Below are 17,550 nucleotides of genomic sequence, written 5' to 3' on the forward strand. Positions count from 1 at the left end.
CAGCTATGAAGACCATCCACAAATTCCGTCTGGAACCGGGCAAAGAGCCGACCACGCTCACGCTCAAAGAGGGTTACAGGGTGGTGCGCAGCGAATACATCGTGCCCCATAAGGCCGTCTACCTCTGGGTGGAGCAGCCCCTGAACGTAACCACACCAACCCTTGAGCGGCAGTTCCGAGTCGCTTATTCGGGCGAACCAGTGCCTGACAGCTTCGAATACCTCGATACCGCACTGGATCCATTTGGCCCTGAGGCGTACCACGTGTTTGCAATACCTGCCGGTGAAGAAGAGCTCTTCAATACGGCATCTAACGGTGCAAGCAACGACGCGTTCAGCAGGCAGAACTGGCAACACACAGCGATCTCTTGACCACTTCAGGGCCCTTCGGGGCCCTTTTTTATGGCGTCTCGATCGGCAGGTGGCCGGTTTTTACCCAGATGATTGTTTCCTTGTCCACGAACGGGTGATGCTGGCTCAGGTGGGGGCTCCGAATCCAGGTGCCCGCCGGGTAGCGACCATGTTCATCGCAAAACTCACCGGACAGCACAAATATCTCCTCTCCGCCGAAGTGCCGATGGGGTTGGAAAACCTCATTGGCCGGCCACTTCACCAGGGCCACATGCTCGTGCTCGAATTCGTGCAGCGGCATCACCTCAAGCCCGCCTATACCCGGCAGCCACGGCGTAGTGCGCGTATCTATGCGTACAGTGGATCCATCGCGTTCGTCGAACTGATGCAGCTTGACCAGCAGCGTGCAGCCTTCCTTGCTGAAAGGGGCGTGTCCACTGCCTGGCGGGTTCCGTAGATAAGTGCCGGCCGGGTAGTCGCCGGTCTCGTCGGAAAACACCCCATCGAGAACGAAGATTTCTTCGCCCAGGGGGTGCTCATGTCGGTTAAAGGAGGCACCAGGCTCATACCGGACCACGCTGGTCGCATGGCCACGCTCTGCTTCCTCGCGGGCAAGAGGCTTTCTCAAAACACCACCGGCAGGGCTGGGCACCCAATCCTGCTCTTCGGTGCGGATGATGACTTTCTTGGAAAAGTCCATGTTGAGCATTGCGAACCTCAAAACCACCTGAAATTGAAGTGACTAGTTACGTGGGCGCCAGCCTTCCGGATGCCTCTATTTGATCAGGGCCTGAATGTTCCGGAACTGCGGATGTTTACAATGACGCATCCATTCAAACGCCACCATCTCAAGCGTTACAATCCTGGCGCCGCTCTCGTTCAGGCGGTCCAGAGCGACGTCCCGGTCAAACTCGTTGCGTGAGCCGGTAGCATCGGCCACCACCCATACCTTGTAACCAGCATCCAGCAGGCTAAGGGCGGTTTGCATCATACACACATGGGTCTCGCAGCCACCGATTACAATGTGCTGCCGGCCCTCCGGCAACTGGTCAACGAGCCCATCGGGGCAGGCATCAAAATGGTGCTTGGCCAGGGTCTGGTTGCAGAGCTCCCGGACCGCTTCAACATTATGTCCCAGCTTGTCCGGCAGCTGCTCGGTGCCCAGCACAGGAACTTCCATGAGTCCGGCAATGGTGGCCAGCACGATGCAGCGGTCCACCACCTCGTCGCCATGGCTAATGGCCGGCATCAGCTTTTCCTGGACATCGATGAGCAACAGCGTCGATTGCTCGGCTTTCATCAGCATGAATAGTCTCTCCCCACAAACTGGATGATTATACTTGGCGTTGTACTAACGATAGTCCTGAATCTGCTCAACCGGTAAAGAGAAAACCCGTCTCGCCCGAATTTTTTTGACGATTTTCCCCGGGGGAGTTGCCAAGCGCCCGTAAAACCATTAAAGTTTGCGCCCTCAAATGAGCGACGACGTTGCTGATTTGAAACAGTTTATTGGAGAGGTGGCCGAGTGGCTGAAGGCGCACGCCTGGAAAGTGTGTAAACGTTAATAGCGTTTCGAGGGTTCGAATCCCTCCCTCTCCGCCAATACAAAACCCCAGCAGAAATGCTGGGGTTTTTTATTGGCCGATTGGCAGGGTAGAAAGAACCCTCCCGGGTTCGAGCTAGGATTTTCTCCAAACCAACAACCGATTATTAGCCGGCATCCCGAAATCCTTTTCAAGCTTCAGCCCGGTTGCTTCACCAAGAGCCTCGAGATCCTCCATATCCCGAATTCCCATATGCGGCGCCTGTGTTCTCAGCGACAGGTCGAACCGTACATTGTTTTCACTGGTGTGCCGACCGCCATAGCTGAAAGGCCCATAGAGGCAGAAGATTGCGCCCTTGGGTAGTGCCTCCGCCAGGCCGCGAAACATCGCCTGCACTTCTTCCCAGGCCATGATATGCGCCGTATTGGCGGAGAACGCGCCGTCGATGGCGGGCAGGCTGGACCAATCTCCGTTCAACACCTCCAGGGCAATGGGCGGGTTGATATTCGTAAGGTGGGCATCGTCGATCCACGGCCGGGAAAGCTGGGCGTTCTGAGGGTGATCGGTGGGCTGCCAAACCACGTGGGGTAGGTGAGCGGCAAAGTGAACGGCGTGCTGGCCCGTGCCCGTGCCGATCTCCAGAATGGTGCCCGGCTGTTTGAAAAGCTCGACAAGTTTTTCCAGAATCGGCGCTTTGTTATTCTCGCAGGCTTGAGAAAACGGCTTGTCTTTTTGCATGCTCCGACCTTTCGACAGGGGGTAGTTTATGGCGGTTTCAATACGCCGGCTCAGCGGTGACCAGATTAAACCATACCTGGATGATCTCGCGCGCCTGAGGATCGAGGTGTTTCGCCATTTTCCCTACCTGTACGACGGTGATATGGACTACGAGCGCAAGTACCTCGATACCTACGCCCGCTCGCCAGAGAGTCTCTTCGTGCTGGCCCTGGATGGCGAATCGGTTGTTGGCGCCGCCACGGGCATCCCGATGGACCACGAAACGGACGAGTTCAAAGGGCCGTTCATCGAGCAGGGTTATAAGCCAGACAAGATCTTCTATTTCGGTGAGTCGGTGCTGCTGCCGAATTACCGGGGGCAGGGCATCGGGGTGGCCTTCTTCGACCACCGGGAAGGCCATGCCCGGGAACAGGGCCGTTTCACGCACTGCTGTTTCTGCGCGGTCGAGCGGCCTCAAGATCATCCACTCAGACCCGCCGATTATCAGCCGCTGGACTCATTCTGGCACAACCGCGGCTACCGAAAAGTACCGGAGCTGACCACCACCTATGCATGGAAAGATGTGGATCAGGCGGCGGAAACCGCCAAGCCCATGACGTTCTGGCTGAGGCGTATTGCCTAACGAACGCTGAAGTTGCTGAATTCCCCGGTTGGCGATTCCGGCGCAATATCCACCGCATCCACACGCGCATCCGGTGGGCCTTCGGCGCACCAGGTTCTGAGTTCGTCCAGGCGTTCCTCCGGGCCTTCGGCCACAATCTCAACTCGTCCATCGGGCAGATTGCGAGCGAACCCCGTCAAACCCAGGGAAGAGGCCTTCTGTTCCGTGGAGGCGCGATAGTAGACCCCCTGTACCCGGCCGGATATCAGAAGTTGCCAGCGTTTGGTATCCATGGTTTGCTCCCGCTCGTTCTGTCGTGTCAGGCTTTATTTCAATCTACCGGTTCGGGCACGACCACTTCAAGGAGAGAGAACGCCGATGGCCTCCACCCACCTGAAACACAATGCGACTGGTTATGCCGATGCCCTGGTCTGCGAGGCGGAGGGATTGGAGCGCCTTGCAGGCGCACTTGATGAGGCCGGGGTGACCGACGTCGGTGTGCCGCACGTTTATCGGGTGAACGAAACCGAACTCGAAATCACCGCCATCCGGTCTTCAGGTGGCTCAGATCGGGCGCGCGAGGTGCTTGGTGAAGGTCTGGCCAGAATGCATGCCCTGCGGCAGGAGGCATACGGCTGGGGCAGGGACAATTACATTGGCCTGGCACCGCAACCCAATCGCTGGTGCGACAACTGGGGTGAGTTTTTTGTCCACGACCGCCTTGGCTACCAGGTCTCACGTATTCGTGACGCCAGCCAGAGGACTCGATTCGAACAGGTATTGGACCAGCACGGGGGCTTGCTGACGGACTGGCTGAACGCCCACTGTGAGCACCCGAGCCTGCTCCATGGTGATCTCTGGAATGGTAACGTGCTCTATGGCTCTGACCGCCCCTGGCTGATTGACCCGGCCGTCTACTGCGGTGATCGTGAAGCGGATATCGCCATGACACAGATGTTTGGTGGTTTCGGCGAAGCATTCTACCGGGCCTACGACGCGTGTTACCCACGTACACCGGTTTATGGCATCAAGCGTGAGGTCTACAACCTCTACCATTACCTGAACCACTACAACCTGTTCGGAGGTGGTTACCTGGAGGGTTGCCAGCTGGGTTTTGCCGCGATTGAAGCAATAGGCCGGGGCAGGGCCTAGATCAGGCCGGTACTGCGAAGCACGAAGACTCCCAGAGTGACAGTAATGCTTGCCAGAAGGGTCGTCAGGGCGATGATATTAGCCGCCAACCGGTCATTACCGCCCAGCGCCTTCACCATCACGAAACTGGCGGCCGCCGTCGGGCTGGCGAAGAACAGGAACATCAGGCCCAGCTCCGAACCCCGAAAACCGGCCAGCCACGCTGCGGCGGTGCAAAGCGCCGGCAGTATAACCATCTTGAACAGGCTGGAACCCAAGGCTGTTTTGCTGTCACTCCGGATGGCGCTCAGGGATACGGTTGCGCCGATGCAAAGCAGCGCCAGGGGCAGCGTGAGTGAGGCAAAGTAATCGCCGCTGGTCATGACCCAGCCCGGCAGTGAGATATCCAGGGCAGCGAAGGGAATCGCCACGAAGACTGCCAGGATGAGCGGGTTGCGGATGATGTCGTGGAAGATCTTCGTCCAGTCCGTTGTTTGCCCCGGTTGGTAGGCCACCAGCACGATCACCGACAGTATGTTGTAGGAGATGATCACCAGGCCAAGCAGGATGCCACCTGCCGACAGGCCGAAGTCTCCGTAGAGATTGGCGGCGAGCGCCAGGCCGACGATACCGCAGTTACCCCGAAACGCGCCCTGCACGTAAACGCCACGATCCTCCCGAACCACACGCCAGCGGGCCCAGAGCCAGGTGATGGCGAAACTCCCCAGAGTCGCGACCAGGTAGAAGACCAAAAGGCCGGGATTGAACGCGGTATCCAGATCGGCCCGGATGATGCTCAAGAATACCAGGGTCGGTAGGGTGGCCTTGAACACCAGCGCCGAAGCAGTATTCACAAACGCGTTATCGATCCAGCCGATCCGGCGAAGTCCCAGGCCGATAAAGACCATGGCAAACACGGGCAGTGTCGTTTCCATGGTTTGCAGGAACAGATCGATCAGGTTCATCAAGAGTGGCCGTCGGGTCGAGGAGAGTGACTGGGTTCACCTGAATTATAAGCGGGGAGAAAGCTAGGATGCTATGGGAATACCACGAAGGTATGGGGCGGAGAGGGGGAGTGCCGTAAAAAAAACAGGGCCCCGAGGGGCCCTGATCACTTTCAGGCTTTCAGTTGGTCGCCAACGGGCAGGCGCCGGATGCGTTTGCCGGTTGCGGCATAGATCGCATTGCACAATGCCGGCGCTACCGGAGGCAGGCCTGGCTCACCAACACCACCCATGGCCTCATCCGGGTTGTCGACCAGGTGAACCCGCAGGGTTTTGGGTGCATCCGGCATGCGCGGGATCAGGTACTTGTCGAAGTTACCCTGCTGCGCCACACCGTCTTCGAATGTCACCTCGCTTTGCAGCGCGATGCCAATGCCCATCACTATGGCGCCTTCCAGCTGGGAGCGAATCCGCTCCGGGTTGGCCTGCGGGCCGCAATCGAAGGCAATGTCTGCCCGATGGATGGTGAGCTCGCCCTGATCATCGACTTCCACATCAAAGACAATCGCGGTGTACGATACGAAGCTGTGGTGGAAGGCGAGGCCCAACCCTCGATTCTTGCCGGTGGATTTACCCCAGTCTGCCTCCCTGGTTACCCGCTCGATTACGTTACGCATGCGCCCGATGTCGATAGGGTAGAGATCCGGGTCTTCGCCATAATTCCAGCCATCGCCCACGGTGAGATTGTGGATCTCCCGGTCCGGGCCGAGCAGGTCCAGCACGTAGTCGCGATGGTCCTTGCCGGCGGCTACAGCCATCTCATGGGCAAAGCTCTGGATCGCCCAGGCATGGGGCAGGTTGTAGACCGAGCGGAACCAGCCGATTCGCACATGGGCGGGCGCAGGTGGATTCTCCAGCCTCAGGGCCGGCACCGAGAACGGCATGGTGTTGAAACCCATGCCCAGTTCGAATTCGCCCTTGTGTTTCGGGTCGGGCGCAAACAGCGAGCCAATACTGGGAGAGAGGGTCCGGTGCAGCCAGCCGGTGGCCTGCCCGTTGTTGTCCAGTCCCGCTTCGAGATAATCCACAGACACGGCGTGATAGTAGGCGTGGTGAATATCATCTTCCCGTGACCACTGCAGCCGGACCGGCCGACCTTTGAAGGCCTCGGCGATACTGGCCGCTTCAATGGCAAAATCCGGTTTGGACTTGCGACCAAAGCCACCGCCAAGCAGGGTAACGTGAACGGTCACGTTCTTCGCATCCAGGCCCAGTCGCCCGGCCACGGTATCGCGGGTCGCCTGCGGATTCTGAACGGGCGCCCATACCTCTGCCTTGCCGTCCTTGATCCGCACGGTCGCCACCGGGGGCTCCATGGGAGCCTGGGCCATGTGGGGCATGTAGTAGGTGGCGGAGACCCGCTCGCTAGCGTTTTCCAGAGCTGTGTCCAGATCGCCATGCTGACGGACGACCTTGCCAGGTTGCTGCGCCGCTTTCTCAAGGGATTCCCTGTAAGTGGCCGACGTATAGCTTGCGTTGTCGCCGGCAGGCTCCAGATTCCAGTCGATCTTCAGAGCCTTGCGACCCTCCATGGCGGCCCAGGTATTCGATGCCACCACGGCAATACCGCCGAGCGGGCTGAAGCCCGCCGGTTGGCCGGTGCCCTCAACCTTGAGTACCTTCTCAACACCGGGCACCTTGAGGGCCTCGGTGTCGTCGAAATCGCCAACAGTAGCCCCGTAAACCGGTGGACGGGCGATCACCGCATAGAGCAGGTCCTCGAAGGGAACATCAGCGCCATACACCGCCTTACCGGTGACAATATCCTCACCGTCGATGGCTTTAGGGTATGCGGACTTCAGCTCGCCGTTAATGAGGCCGGTTTCCTTGCCGACAAATCGCAGCTCATCGTCGCGCTTGAGTACCAGTGCATTGCGCCCGGGAACGTCGAGCTCCCGAGCCTTGGCTGCGAGTTCCCCAAAGCCGAGTTCCTTGCCGGAAGGCGTGTGAACGATGCTGTGTACGCCAGCCTGCACCTCACTAACCGGCACGCCCCACTCATTGGCGGCCGCCTGCTCCAGCATCTGTCTGGCCGCCGCTGCGGCTCGGCGCATGGGCTGGTACCAGTGGCGCATGCTGCGGGAACCGTCGGTGTTCTGGTTGCCGTATTTGTCGTGATCGCCTTCCGCCTGCTCGACCCTTACCTGATCCCAGTCTGCGCCAAGCTCGTCGGCACCGACCATCACCAGGCTGGTCCGGATGCCCTGACCCATTTCGGAGCGGTTGTTCACAATGGTAACCAGGCCATCAGCATCGATATGGATGAACACGTTCGGGTCGTCCACCCATCCGCCGGGCATGGCTCCGGCACCGAATTGAGCCTTTTCATTGCCAGCCAGGGCCACATCCCAACGGGCTGCTAGTACTAGGGCAGAGCCACCCGCCAGGCCCATCAGGAAGCGCCTGCGGCTCACGTTGGCTATCATCAAGTTGTCATCGGCGCTCATGCTTCACCCTCCTTGCCGGAAGCTCGTTCAATCGCCGCCAGAATGCGGTTGTAGGTGCCGCAGCGACAGAGATTCCCTGCCATGGCATCCACAATCTCCCCGGTCTCGGGGTTCGGTGTTCTTTTTAGCAGCGCTGTGGCGTTCATGATCTGGCCACCCTGGCAGTATCCGCACTGGGCCACCCCAAGATCGAGCCAGGCCTGCTGAACTTTGCTACCAACCGGGTCGTCGGCCATGGCTTCAATGGTGGTGATCTCGCCACTGGCCGCAGAGACCGGTGTGACGCAGGAGCGGATTGCCGTTCCGTTGAGATGAACTGTGCAGGCGCCGCACTGGGACATCCCGCATCCGAACTTGGTTCCTTTGAGGCCGACAACGTCGCGGATTACCCAGAGCAGGGGCATGTCGTCGGGGACGTCGAGCTCGTAGCGCTCGCCGTTGATCGTGAGGGTAGCCATAACGTCCTCTCGTTTGTGAGTTTTGCGTCTCCTTCACTGTAGCCCTACGAACTGGCAGAGTAAAAAGAGCAATCTGGATGAAAGGTAATAAAATCGCTTGCACGCTCGCCTCGGGCCTGGGCTATAGTAGGCCCCGGAAACAAGAGAAGAAGAGGATAAGGATGGACGCCGTTAATCCCACCCCCGAACAGCTGCAAAAAGTCCTGGCGGATACCCCGAAAGACCAGCCCGTTGTCATGCTGAATCTGCTGCGCTTCCGTGATCGGGCCAATTACAAGGAAGAGGCGCCGGAGCGAAGCGGCCGCGAAGCCTACAAGCTCTATATGGAGGAGGCGGCCGCCTGCGTAAAATCGGTCGGCGCAGAAGTCATCTGGTCTGGCCGCAGTGTTGGATCGCTGATTGCGCCCCCGGATGAATCCTGGGATCAGGTGCTTCTGGTCAGGTATCCCTCAATCGATGCCTTCATGGCCATGATCGAAAGTCGGGAATACAAAGGCGTGGTCAAACACCGCACCGCTGCCCTTCAGGATTCACGGCTGGTCGCCAACCTTGAAACACGGATGTAATTAAAGCCGGATCAAAGCCCGGCTTGCTGGATGGCCATGTAGCTGATGGTTCCTGCGGCGATAGAGAGCAGGGCATTGCGGCGCCAGAGGTGAATAATCACCACGAGGACGCCGGGAAGCAGGGCTTCGAACCCCATCCATGAGCCGGACCATTCCGCCGAGCGCTGCAGAAATACCGTGGCCAGCAACGCCATCACGGCCGCAGGAAGGTAGCGCCCCAGATGGCGCACCAGCGGATGCTCCGTGTGCCTCTCGAAAAACAGAAAGGGAATCACCCGCGTGGCAAAAGTCGCGACTGCCGCCACCGCAATGAATGCCGCCAGATAGCCGGATTCACCCATGGCTGCTCTCCTCGCCCGGTACCTGCCCGCGATGCTTCCGGTATTCGAACAGCAGGACGGCAGTGACCAGCGCAATGGCACCGATCAACTGATGTGCCGGTGGCAAAATCAGCATTGCGACGCCCGCGGCCGCTGCTCCGAGCCAGATCGGGAAGCCTTCTCCCAGGGCTTTGAATTGCTCCAGAGTCAGAACAATGAACAGAGCCACCAACGCGAACTCAATACCGGTGCTGTCAAAGGCGACATTGTCGCCAAGCAATGCACCGATTGCGCAACCCGCCACCCAGTAACACTGGTTAAAGCCGGTAATTCGGAAATCGACCTCCTGTTCGTGGGCCCGGTCGCTTCCTCGTGGGCGGCTGGTGAGCAGGGAATAGGTTTCATCGGTCAAACCGAAAATCAGATAGAGTTTTCGCCAGCCCGCACCCTTGAACTGGCCCAGCAATGAAAGCCCGTAGAACAGATGGCGGGCGTTCAGAACAAACATCGCAATGAAGACTTCCAGCAGGCCCGCGTTAACGGCCAGAAGGCTGACGGCCAGTATCTGGCCGGCTCCGGCGTAAATCACGATTCCCATCAACGGCGCAGCCCACCAGGCATACTCGAGCTGTGTTGAGAACAGCACACCAAAGGCCATGCCCAGCGGAAGATAGCCGAACAAGATGGGCAGCGTGAGTCTGAAGACGGACTGGTTCATTAGCATCCAAACGGTCAGAAAGCGGCGATGATAGAGAATCGGTGGAATTTTTTGAAGTGGTTAACACCATTAACGAGGGCGAGCGATGAAAAGCTGACGCTAAGGGTGCAATAAAAGTGTCACAAAATCGGCATACCATCCGTGGCATAGCCCGCTGTTGGAGTTGTCATGTTCGGCACAGTAAGAACCCGCATCCTTTTTTTCGCTTTTCTCTCGGTCTTTGCCGTCGCAGGACTTTCCGCTCTGTCCTGGAGCATCATCCTGAAAGCGGAAGACGCCTCCAAAACCCTGATCCAGACCAACCTCAACGAAGCCTGGCTACTGGCGGATCTCGAACAGGACCACAGGCACCTCCAGGATCTTGCGTACAAGATCAAGGCCCAGCTTCTGCTGTGGGATGAAATCGAGACCGAGTTCAGCCGTTTGGAGACCGCTTTGCCGGCACATTGGCAGAGTCTGGAAACGGATCCGGGGTTGAGCGAGTGGGCAGAGGCACATCGTGAGGATTTCGAGCGGGTACTGGCGCTTATCGCCCGGATGAAAGAGGGCATTGCAGAGAAAAGCTATTACCGTGTCGGCCAGGTCGTGGATTTCGATCTGTTCCCGGCCATGGAGCCGATGCTCGAAGCGATTGCTGGTCGCCAGTTTCAAAGCAGGAAGTCTGTATCTGACGGCGCCGACGAGTTGCTGTCGTTTCTGGCTGGCCAGCAGACCTTTGTGATTGCCGGTTCCGTATCCTTTCTGCTTATTGTTATCGCCATGACCTGGTGGTTGAGGCAGTCGGTTATTCTGCGCTTGCAGGGTATGCAAAACGATCTGGTTGCCATGGAAAAGAACGCCGATCTTACACGGGTGCCAGTCCTGAAAGGGCGCGACGAAGTGGCTGGTGTTGCCAATGCACTGGGTGGGTTGGTTTCCCGGTTCGAGCATTTCATCGCAGACATCCGGTCGGCTGCCGGTGGTCTGGATGAGCGTTCCGGCGCCCTGGATAACGGTGCGGAATCCCTCCAGTCCGCCTCCGAGCAAACCCGAAAGCAGATCCACGACGTCAGCCAATCCATGGCCGCCATTGCGGACCAGGCCTCGGCCATCGAGCGAGCCACAGATGAGTCTGCCAGTACTGTGAAATCGGCGGTGGCGGCCAACGAAGAAGTCCAGCATCGACTCACCACCAGCGAGGGCGCCGCGGAACATACGGTGGATGTCATTTCGCGCGTTTCAGGATCCATTCATGCCCTTAACGAATCCACGGGCAAGATTGAGCAGGTCATCGGAGTGATTGCCGATATTGCCGAGCAGACCAACTTGCTGGCACTGAACGCAGCGATCGAAGCGGCTCGAGCAGGGGAGCACGGTCGTGGATTTGCCGTTGTAGCCGATGAGGTTCGGACCCTGTCCCGTCGCACCTCCGACTCTACCCGGGATATCTCCCAGTGGGTGCAGGACCTCGTATCCGGCGTAAGCAGCGTCGATGCGCTTTTGGAGGAAATGCGCGATGCCGGCAGCAGCAACCGCGAGCATTTGGCTGCCCTCAAGGGACACCTTCAATCCCTGCAGGGCCAGTTCGTGGATCTTGAGAACCACAGCGCCGAGATCAGCTCTGCGGTTGCGTTTCAACGGGACGAGATCGGGCGGGTAGGCCGCCGTTCAACAGCGCTGGACGAAAGCGCCGATTTCCTCATTGAAACCGTCGAGCAAACCCGGACCATCAGCGAAGCGCTCAGGCAGGAGTCGGTCTCAATGCGACAATTGATCGCACGTTTCCGAACGGCCGCAGAACCAGCCTGATCAAGGATTGTTTGCCCGGATCCCCCCTCCGGGCTTCTACCTCGCCACCATAACTCGTAACATGGTGGCGTCAAAGGAGGTAGTATGACCGACAGCGCCGAAAACCAGCCCGAGCAAGACCCCAGACAGGAAAAATTCGTTGTCGACACCGAGTTGCTGACCGAAGACCAGCTTCAGGGCTTGGTGGAAGAGTACTGCACCCGATACCACGGACTGAACGACACTGAAAACCCCATGGGCGAGCAGAGCAGGGTCATGTCTGCGGTGCGCCGGGGCGATTTGGTGGTCTGGTTCGATCCCGTGGAAAACACCGCCGGGCTGGGTGTGCCGGCTTAGGCGTCAGGTGTGTCACGGTATTTGTGTTTGCACCTACCCGGGGCAGGAACTAAACGTTACAATCGCGCTGTTTTCCGAAAGCCGTGTGCGAGGTGAATTTTGATCAGGGTACTGGTTGTAGATGACCATGAGCTGGTGAGGTCCGGTATTACCCGGATGCTGGCTGACAACCCGGACATTGAAGTCATCGGGCAGGCGCCATCCGGAGAGGATGCCATCGATTTCGTCCGCCAGGAGCGGCCGGACATCGTGCTCATGGATATCCGCATGCCAGGCATCGGGGGCCTTGAGGCGACCCGTCGCATACTCCGCATTGATGATTCCATTCGCGTGATCGTGGTAACCGCCTGCGCGGACGACCCCTATCCGACGCGCGTCATGCAAAGCGGTGCCACCGCCTACATCACCAAGGGCGCGGATATCAAAGAGATGGTCCGCGCCATTCGTATGGCTCACACCGGCCAGCGCTATATCAGCCCGGAAATTGCCCAGAAGATGGCCCTGAAGCAACTGGGCGGCGGCGATCGGGACGAGGATGGCGAGCTCTCGCTGTTCGACCGGCTTTCCGAGCGGGAAATGCAGATCGCGATGATGGTGGTGGATTGCCAGAAGGTGCAGGACATTTCGGACAAGCTGTGCCTGAGTCCGAAGACCGTGAACAGCTACCGCTACCGGATCTTCGAGAAACTGGAAATTTCCAGTGATGTCGAATTGGCCCTGATGGCAGTGCGGCTCGGGTTGCTTGATGCCGACAAGGTCTGACCCTGAGAGCACCCACATCGGGGAGTTTGACAGCAAGAGCTTCCTGAAACAGTTGACCGAGCGGCCCGGCGTCTACCGAATGTACGACGAGGGTGGCTCGGTTCTTTACGTGGGCAAGGCCCGCAACCTGAAAAAACGGGTTGGCAGCTACTTCCGCAAGACCGGCCTTGCGCCCAAGACCGAAGCCCTGGTGGGCAAGATTGCCTCTATCGAAGTGACGATTACCGGCAGTGAAACCGAGGCGCTGCTGCTCGAACAGAACCTGATCAAATCGTTACGGCCGCCCTATAACATCCTGCTCCGTGACGATAAGTCCTATCCCTATATCTATTTGTCGTCGCATAGCGATTACCCCTCGCTGACGTTCCGTCGTGGGCGCACTAAAAAGGGTGGCGGCACCTGGTTCGGGCCGTTTCCGAGCTCGGGTGCGGTCAAGGAAAGTCTTAATGTGTTACAGAAGATTTTCCGCATAAGAAACTGTAGTGAAAGCTTTTTCAGGAATCGCACGAGGCCTTGCCTGCAGTACCAGATTAACCGCTGCACGGCACCGTGTGTTGAATACATTACGCCCGAGGAGTACCAGCAGGACATCCGCCACGCGACCATGTTTCTGGAGGGGAAAAACCCTGCGATCCTCCACGATCTGATGAATGCCATGGAGGCCGCTTCCAAGAACCTGGAGTTCGAGAAAGCGGCGGCCTATCGCGACCAGATCAATCATCTGCGCCATGTCCAGGAACAGCAGTCGGTAGACGGTGAGGGCGGCGATGCGGATGTCATCGCAATTGCCCAGGACGCGGGTATCGTCTGCATCGTAGTGATCATCGTGCGCGGTGGCCGTGTGCTCGGCACCAAGGACTACTTCCCTCGCTACTCCATCGAGCAGACCGAGGGCGAACTGCTCAGTGCCTTCCTCGGGCAGTACTATTTCGGCGGCAACACCCGGCGGGAGATTCCGCGGGATATCCTGGTGCCCGTTGAAGTGGAGGGTCAGGAACTGTTGGCCCAGGCGCTCACTGAATCGGCGAACCGGGAAACCCGGATTCGGGGCAATGTTCGCGGTGAACGCCGCCGTTGGCTGGAACTGGCCATGACCAACGCCCGCCAGACCCTGCTTACGCACCTGGCGAGCAAGGAGACCGTATACCGGCGCCTGCTGGCCCTGAGGGGTCTTCTGGAGCTGTCGGAGACGCCGTCACGCATGGAGTGTTTCGATATCAGCCACAGCCACGGGGAAAATACCGTCGCATCCTGCGTGGTTTTCGATGAGAATGGCCCCGTGAAGAGTGATTACCGCCTGTACAATATCGAGGGGGTTACGGCCGGCGATGATTACGCCGCCATGCGCCAGGTGCTTTCCCGTCGCTACAAGCGGATGGTGGCCGGCGAGGGCAAACGCCCGGATCTGGTCTTCATAGACGGTGGTAAGGGGCAGTTGAATATTGCCCGGGAAGTTTTTGATGAACTAGAGATTTCCGATATCCCGCTGATCGGTGTCGCCAAGGGCGTGACCCGTCGTGCAGGCATGGAGCAGCTTATTGATGCCATGACCGGGGATGTGTTCCGGGTGCCGGCAGATTCGCCAGCGCTGCACCTGATCCAGCATATCCGGGATGAGTCCCACCGTTTTGCTATTACCGGGCACAGGGCCCGGAGGGACAAAAAGCGCCGGCAGTCTACACTGGAAGGCATTGAGGGCGTGGGGCCGAAGAAGCGTCGCGACCTGATTCGATATTTTGGCGGAATACAGGAACTCCGCAAGGCCGGGGTTGATGAGATGACCAAAGTGCAGGGCATCAGCAAATCACTGGCCGAAACCATATACGCAGCATTGCACGACGAGTAAGGACAGCATGAATTTACCAAACATCCTCACCCTTTCCCGCATCATCATGATCCCGGTGTTTGTGGTGATTTTCTATCTTCCGGTGGGGTGGAGCTACCTCGTGAGCGCGGCGATTTTCGGCTTGGCGGCGGCCACAGACTGGCTGGACGGTTACCTGGCGCGAAAACTCGACCAGAGCACCCCGTTCGGCGCCTTCCTGGACCCGGTCGCAGACAAGCTCATGGTAGCCGTTGCGCTGGCTGTGCTGATCGAGGAGCACTCGGCGATTCTGCTGACGATTCCGGCCACCGTTATTATCGGCCGTGAGATTGTCATTTCCGCCTTGCGGGAGTGGATGGCGGAAATTGGCAGCCGCAACAGTGTGGCGGTTTCCTTCATCGGCAAGATCAAGACCACAGCGCAGATGTGCGCGATTGTGGGTCTTCTGGCGTTTCCTCCCGGCGTTCTCTGGGCCAATGTCGCCCTGGTGCTGCTCTATATCGCCGCGACTCTCACCCTCTGGTCCATGGGCCTCTACCTCAAGGCTGCCTGGGCGGATCTGTTTCCGGAGAAGGCCTCAGCCGAGACGGATAGTCACACCTCGTAGCCCATTCAATCACCCTGGCGGCCAAATCGCTGCCAGCGGTTCCGAAGGCCTCAACAATCTGGTCAACCGATGTGCCTGATGCCGGCTCCACAACCCGCTCAGTGCGAGTGCACAGGCTGGCCCTTGAACGGTTGTGAATCATCTGCAGGTGCAGCTCGATAACCACCTGCGGTCCGGATTCCAGGGTTTCCGAATGAAACGCCGAGAGTTCGGTGACCAGGGTCAATTCAGCCTGCGCCGGATTGGTGTCGGTAATCACGTTCGTGTAGGCGCCACTCTGACGAAGGCTGCTGACCAGCGTATCCCGGACCACCACCGGTGCCGTGTCCCGCCAGCGGGTCCCCTCGTAGGCCCGGAACTCCTGAGGCGTGGGTTTCGCCAGAATCAGCGACCCGTTAAAAGGCTCTGAGGCGTAGGGTGTATCAACACGAAGGGAGGCCTGAACCGGTTGCTCCGCCGCTGGCACCGCCTGGGCCACGGCCAGGTCCATAACCCTCGGTGGCTCCGGGTTCGGAAACACCGTACAGCCGCCGGCAACGGCAGCACCGAGGAGGAGTGTCAGGTTACTGATTGACCTCAATGTCACTGCGCCATCTCCTTCATGGTTTCATTGCCGAACAGGGTGCCAGTCGGATCCTGCTCCAGGCGATGAGTAAACTGGTTCAGGCTCCGCAGGGTTGCCCTCAGCTCCCGCAGCGCGGGTGCGAGCTCTCCCATGCCCTGGAGCCCGGCATCCATTGCCCCCTGGTTGTTACGGGTCAGCTCATCAATCCGCGCCATGGTGCTGGTGATAACCGCAAGGGCCTGGTCCATGGATTCCAGGACCCGCTGGCCGTCGTTTTGCAGCAGTTCGTTGGCGTTATCCGAGACATTGGACACCTTGATGGCCGCTTCCTCGGCGCGAATGGCAGCGGCGTCGAATTGTTCGAGCAGGGCGATCAGCTGGTCCCGGCGGTCGAGCAGGGCATCCGTGGCTTCCCGAGTGTTTTTCAGGATGGCAGAGGCATTCTCGATGTTGTCACCGGATAACAGCTCCGTGGCACTGGTGAGCAGGCGGTCTGCTTTGGTCAGAAGTTGTTCGCCATTGGCAAGCAGGTTATTGAATGCCGAGGGCTCGGCCATAATAACTGGCGGATTATCCCTGTCGCCTTTCAGGGCTGGCTGGTCCGGGCTTCCACCGCTGAATTGAACGCTCATGCTGCCGGTAATGTTGGCGAGCACCAGGCCGGCCTTGGTGTTTTCACGAATGGGAACCGACTGATCCACCCGAACCAGAACCCGCACGTGGCCGGGGTTGTCCGGGTCCAGATTCAGCTCCACCACATCACCAATCTGAACGCCGCTGTAGAGCACAGGGTTACCCTCGGAAAGGCCGCCCACCGCATGGTCGAAGACGATTTCATAGTAGCCCCAATCCCGATCGGCGGAGGATTTCGCCAGCCACAGAGAAAAGATCAGCGCGGCCGCAAAGGCCAGAATGGTAAACAGGCCAATGATCAGGTGGTGGGCCCTTGGCTCCATGGTTATTGCTCCTGATTCCGTTTGTTCGAATGGTCCCTGAATGCGTAGCTCGCAGCCCGGCCCCGGGGGCCGTTAAAGTAGTCCTGAATCCACTCATCCTCCGTCGCGGCAACAGCCTCCAGCGTATCAGCTACCAGCACCTTGCGCTGTGACAGTACCGCAACCCTGTCACAGGTTGAGTACAGGGTGTCCAGATCATGGGTGACCAGAAACACGGTCAGCCCCAGGGCATCCCGAAGCGTCACAATCAGCCTATCAAACGCAGCCGCCCCAATCGGGTCCAGACCCGCTGTGGGCTCATCCAGGAACAGGATTTCCGGATCCAGTGCCAGGGCCCGCGCCAGGCTCGCCCGCTTCACCATGCCGCCGGAGAGTTCGGACGGGTAACGAACCGCTGCATCCGGCGGCAAACCGGTCAGCGCCAGCTTCATCCGGGCCAGCTGTTCAGCCTCGGGTCGCTTCAGGCCGGCATGTTCAATCAGGGGAACGGCGATATTCTCCTGCAGGTTGAGGGAGGTAAACAGGGCGCCACCCTGGAACAGAACCCCGAAGCGTTGCTCAACCCGGGAGCGTGCACGTGCCGGAAGCTGGATAAGATCCTCGCCAAACACCCGGATATGGCCCGAGGCTGGCGTGTTCAACCCAACGATACTGCGCAAAAGCACGGTTTTGCCGGTTCCTGACCCGCCAACCACGCCCAGTATTTCGCCGCGCAGCAGGTCCAGGTCGAGATTCTCGTGCACAACATGCTCGCCGAAGCGGTTGCACAGATCCCGCACCGCAATCACCGGCTTATTTCTGGCTTCAGTACTCGGGGATGCCGTCATAGCCGCC

At 58.9% G+C, this 17,550-nt stretch carries 21 protein-coding genes and 1 tRNA gene; 10 read left to right on the forward strand and 12 right to left on the reverse strand.

Annotation, left to right across the window (positions count from 1 at the left end; all coding sequences use genetic code 11):
• The first annotated feature begins 5 nt into the window (after positions 1-5).
• Complete coding sequence (locus tag ACGK9W_RS05285) at positions 6-371, forward strand: hypothetical protein (protein ID WP_104271048.1); 366 nt, start codon at positions 6-8, stop codon at positions 369-371.
• Between the two features lie 28 nt (positions 372-399).
• Here ACGK9W_RS05285 and ACGK9W_RS05290 read toward each other — a convergent pair whose 3' ends face one another.
• Both ACGK9W_RS05290 and ACGK9W_RS05295 read right to left on the reverse strand, forming a co-directional pair.
• Positions 400-1,059, reverse strand: coding sequence for a cupin domain-containing protein (locus tag ACGK9W_RS05290; RefSeq protein ID WP_405419416.1), 660 nt, complete (start codon positions 1,057-1,059; stop codon positions 400-402).
• Between the two features lie 66 nt (positions 1,060-1,125).
• The gene (locus ACGK9W_RS05295) at positions 1,126-1,656 is read right to left on the reverse strand and encodes an isochorismatase family protein (protein WP_008174446.1); all 531 of its coding nucleotides are present in this window, start codon (positions 1,654-1,656) and stop codon (positions 1,126-1,128) included.
• 205 nt (positions 1,657-1,861) lie between these two features.
• On the opposite strand from ACGK9W_RS05295, the gene ACGK9W_RS05300 reads away from it, so the two are divergent.
• A tRNA-Ser gene (locus ACGK9W_RS05300) sits at positions 1,862-1,952 on the forward strand.
• A 77-nt stretch (positions 1,953-2,029) separates the two neighbouring features.
• Here ACGK9W_RS05300 and ACGK9W_RS05305 read toward each other — a convergent pair.
• Positions 2,030-2,632, reverse strand: a complete 603-nt coding sequence (locus ACGK9W_RS05305; RefSeq protein ID WP_405419419.1) for a DUF938 domain-containing protein — start codon at positions 2,630-2,632, stop codon at positions 2,030-2,032.
• Positions 2,633-2,660: 28 nt separating this feature from the next.
• Between ACGK9W_RS05305 and ACGK9W_RS05310 the strand changes: the two genes are divergently transcribed.
• On the forward strand, positions 2,661-3,254 hold the full coding sequence (locus ACGK9W_RS05310; protein WP_405419422.1) for a GNAT family N-acetyltransferase: 594 nt from the start codon (positions 2,661-2,663) through the stop codon (positions 3,252-3,254).
• Here ACGK9W_RS05310 and ACGK9W_RS05315 read toward each other — a convergent pair.
• A complete protein-coding gene (locus ACGK9W_RS05315; protein ID WP_008174451.1) occupies positions 3,251-3,526 on the reverse strand; it encodes an acylphosphatase in 276 nt (91 codons plus the stop codon). The genes ACGK9W_RS05310 and ACGK9W_RS05315 overlap by 4 nt on opposite strands.
• 85 nt (positions 3,527-3,611) lie before the next feature.
• Between ACGK9W_RS05315 and ACGK9W_RS05320 the strand changes: the two genes are divergently transcribed.
• Positions 3,612-4,385: a fructosamine kinase family protein gene (locus tag ACGK9W_RS05320; protein WP_405419425.1), complete on the forward strand. Its 774-nt coding sequence runs from the start codon at positions 3,612-3,614 to the stop codon at positions 4,383-4,385.
• Here ACGK9W_RS05320 and ACGK9W_RS05325 read toward each other — a convergent pair.
• The 3 genes from ACGK9W_RS05325 to ACGK9W_RS05335 form a co-directional block, all read right to left on the reverse strand.
• Positions 4,382-5,329 carry an AEC family transporter gene (locus tag ACGK9W_RS05325; RefSeq protein WP_053115083.1) on the reverse strand — a complete coding sequence of 316 codons (948 nt, stop codon included), beginning with the start codon at positions 5,327-5,329 and terminating at the stop codon, positions 4,382-4,384. The two genes, ACGK9W_RS05320 and ACGK9W_RS05325, sit on opposite strands and share 4 nt — an antisense overlap.
• Before the next feature lie 152 nt (positions 5,330-5,481).
• Entirely contained in the window at positions 5,482-7,815 is a 2,334-nt protein-coding gene (locus tag ACGK9W_RS05330) for a molybdopterin cofactor-binding domain-containing protein (protein WP_273082221.1), read from the reverse strand.
• A complete protein-coding gene (locus ACGK9W_RS05335) occupies positions 7,812-8,273 on the reverse strand; it encodes a 2Fe-2S iron-sulfur cluster-binding protein (RefSeq protein WP_273157321.1) in 462 nt (153 codons plus the stop codon). The genes ACGK9W_RS05330 and ACGK9W_RS05335 overlap by 4 nt, the downstream gene beginning before the upstream one ends.
• A 161-nt stretch (positions 8,274-8,434) precedes the next feature.
• Between ACGK9W_RS05335 and ACGK9W_RS05340 the strand changes: the two genes are divergently transcribed.
• Positions 8,435-8,839: a DUF1330 domain-containing protein gene (locus tag ACGK9W_RS05340; protein WP_014576954.1), complete on the forward strand. Its 405-nt coding sequence runs from the start codon at positions 8,435-8,437 to the stop codon at positions 8,837-8,839.
• 11 nt (positions 8,840-8,850) lie between these two features.
• Here ACGK9W_RS05340 and ACGK9W_RS05345 read toward each other — a convergent pair whose 3' ends face one another.
• A complete protein-coding gene (locus tag ACGK9W_RS05345; protein WP_273069343.1) occupies positions 8,851-9,180 on the reverse strand; it encodes a branched-chain amino acid transporter permease in 330 nt (109 codons plus the stop codon).
• The gene (locus ACGK9W_RS05350; protein WP_273018066.1) at positions 9,173-9,877 is read right to left on the reverse strand and encodes an AzlC family ABC transporter permease; all 705 of its coding nucleotides are present in this window, start codon (positions 9,875-9,877) and stop codon (positions 9,173-9,175) included. The genes ACGK9W_RS05345 and ACGK9W_RS05350 overlap by 8 nt, the downstream gene beginning before the upstream one ends.
• 168 nt (positions 9,878-10,045) lie before the next feature.
• Between ACGK9W_RS05350 and ACGK9W_RS05355 the strand changes: the two genes are divergently transcribed.
• From ACGK9W_RS05355 to pgsA, 5 genes are all read left to right on the forward strand, one after another.
• Positions 10,046-11,665: a methyl-accepting chemotaxis protein gene (locus ACGK9W_RS05355; protein WP_405419432.1), complete on the forward strand. Its 1,620-nt coding sequence runs from the start codon at positions 10,046-10,048 to the stop codon at positions 11,663-11,665.
• 84 nt (positions 11,666-11,749) lie between these two features.
• Positions 11,750-12,001: a hypothetical protein gene (locus tag ACGK9W_RS05360; RefSeq protein WP_008174466.1), complete on the forward strand. Its 252-nt coding sequence runs from the start codon at positions 11,750-11,752 to the stop codon at positions 11,999-12,001.
• A gap of 99 nt (positions 12,002-12,100) precedes the next feature.
• Complete coding sequence (uvrY, locus tag ACGK9W_RS05365; protein ID WP_008174467.1) at positions 12,101-12,763, forward strand: UvrY/SirA/GacA family response regulator transcription factor; 663 nt, start codon at positions 12,101-12,103, stop codon at positions 12,761-12,763.
• Positions 12,747-14,609: an excinuclease ABC subunit UvrC gene (gene uvrC / locus ACGK9W_RS05370; protein ID WP_405419436.1), complete on the forward strand. Its 1,863-nt coding sequence runs from the start codon at positions 12,747-12,749 to the stop codon at positions 14,607-14,609. Before uvrY ends, uvrC begins: the two co-directional genes overlap by 17 nt.
• Positions 14,610-14,616: 7 nt before the next feature.
• On the forward strand, positions 14,617-15,195 hold the full coding sequence (gene pgsA / locus ACGK9W_RS05375; RefSeq protein ID WP_405419439.1) for a CDP-diacylglycerol--glycerol-3-phosphate 3-phosphatidyltransferase: 579 nt from the start codon (positions 14,617-14,619) through the stop codon (positions 15,193-15,195).
• On the opposite strand, the gene ACGK9W_RS05380 is transcribed toward pgsA, so the two are convergent.
• The 3 genes from ACGK9W_RS05380 to ACGK9W_RS05390 are packed head-to-tail and all read right to left on the reverse strand — an operon-like array spanning position 15,128 to position 17,543.
• On the reverse strand, positions 15,128-15,781 hold the full coding sequence (locus ACGK9W_RS05380) for an ABC-type transport auxiliary lipoprotein family protein (protein ID WP_405419442.1): 654 nt from the start codon (positions 15,779-15,781) through the stop codon (positions 15,128-15,130). The genes pgsA and ACGK9W_RS05380 overlap by 68 nt on opposite strands.
• Positions 15,778-16,716: an MlaD family protein gene (locus tag ACGK9W_RS05385; protein WP_405419445.1), complete on the reverse strand. Its 939-nt coding sequence runs from the start codon at positions 16,714-16,716 to the stop codon at positions 15,778-15,780. Before ACGK9W_RS05385 ends, ACGK9W_RS05380 begins: the two co-directional genes overlap by 4 nt.
• A 2-nt stretch (positions 16,717-16,718) precedes the next feature.
• Positions 16,719-17,543, reverse strand: coding sequence for an ABC transporter ATP-binding protein (locus ACGK9W_RS05390; protein WP_405419448.1), 825 nt, complete (start codon positions 17,541-17,543; stop codon positions 16,719-16,721).
• Positions 17,544-17,550: the final 7 nt, after the last annotated feature.

Source organism: Marinobacter flavimaris (assembly GCF_045057155.1).
Taxonomy (GTDB): Bacteria; Pseudomonadota; Gammaproteobacteria; order Pseudomonadales; family Oleiphilaceae; genus Marinobacter; species Marinobacter manganoxydans.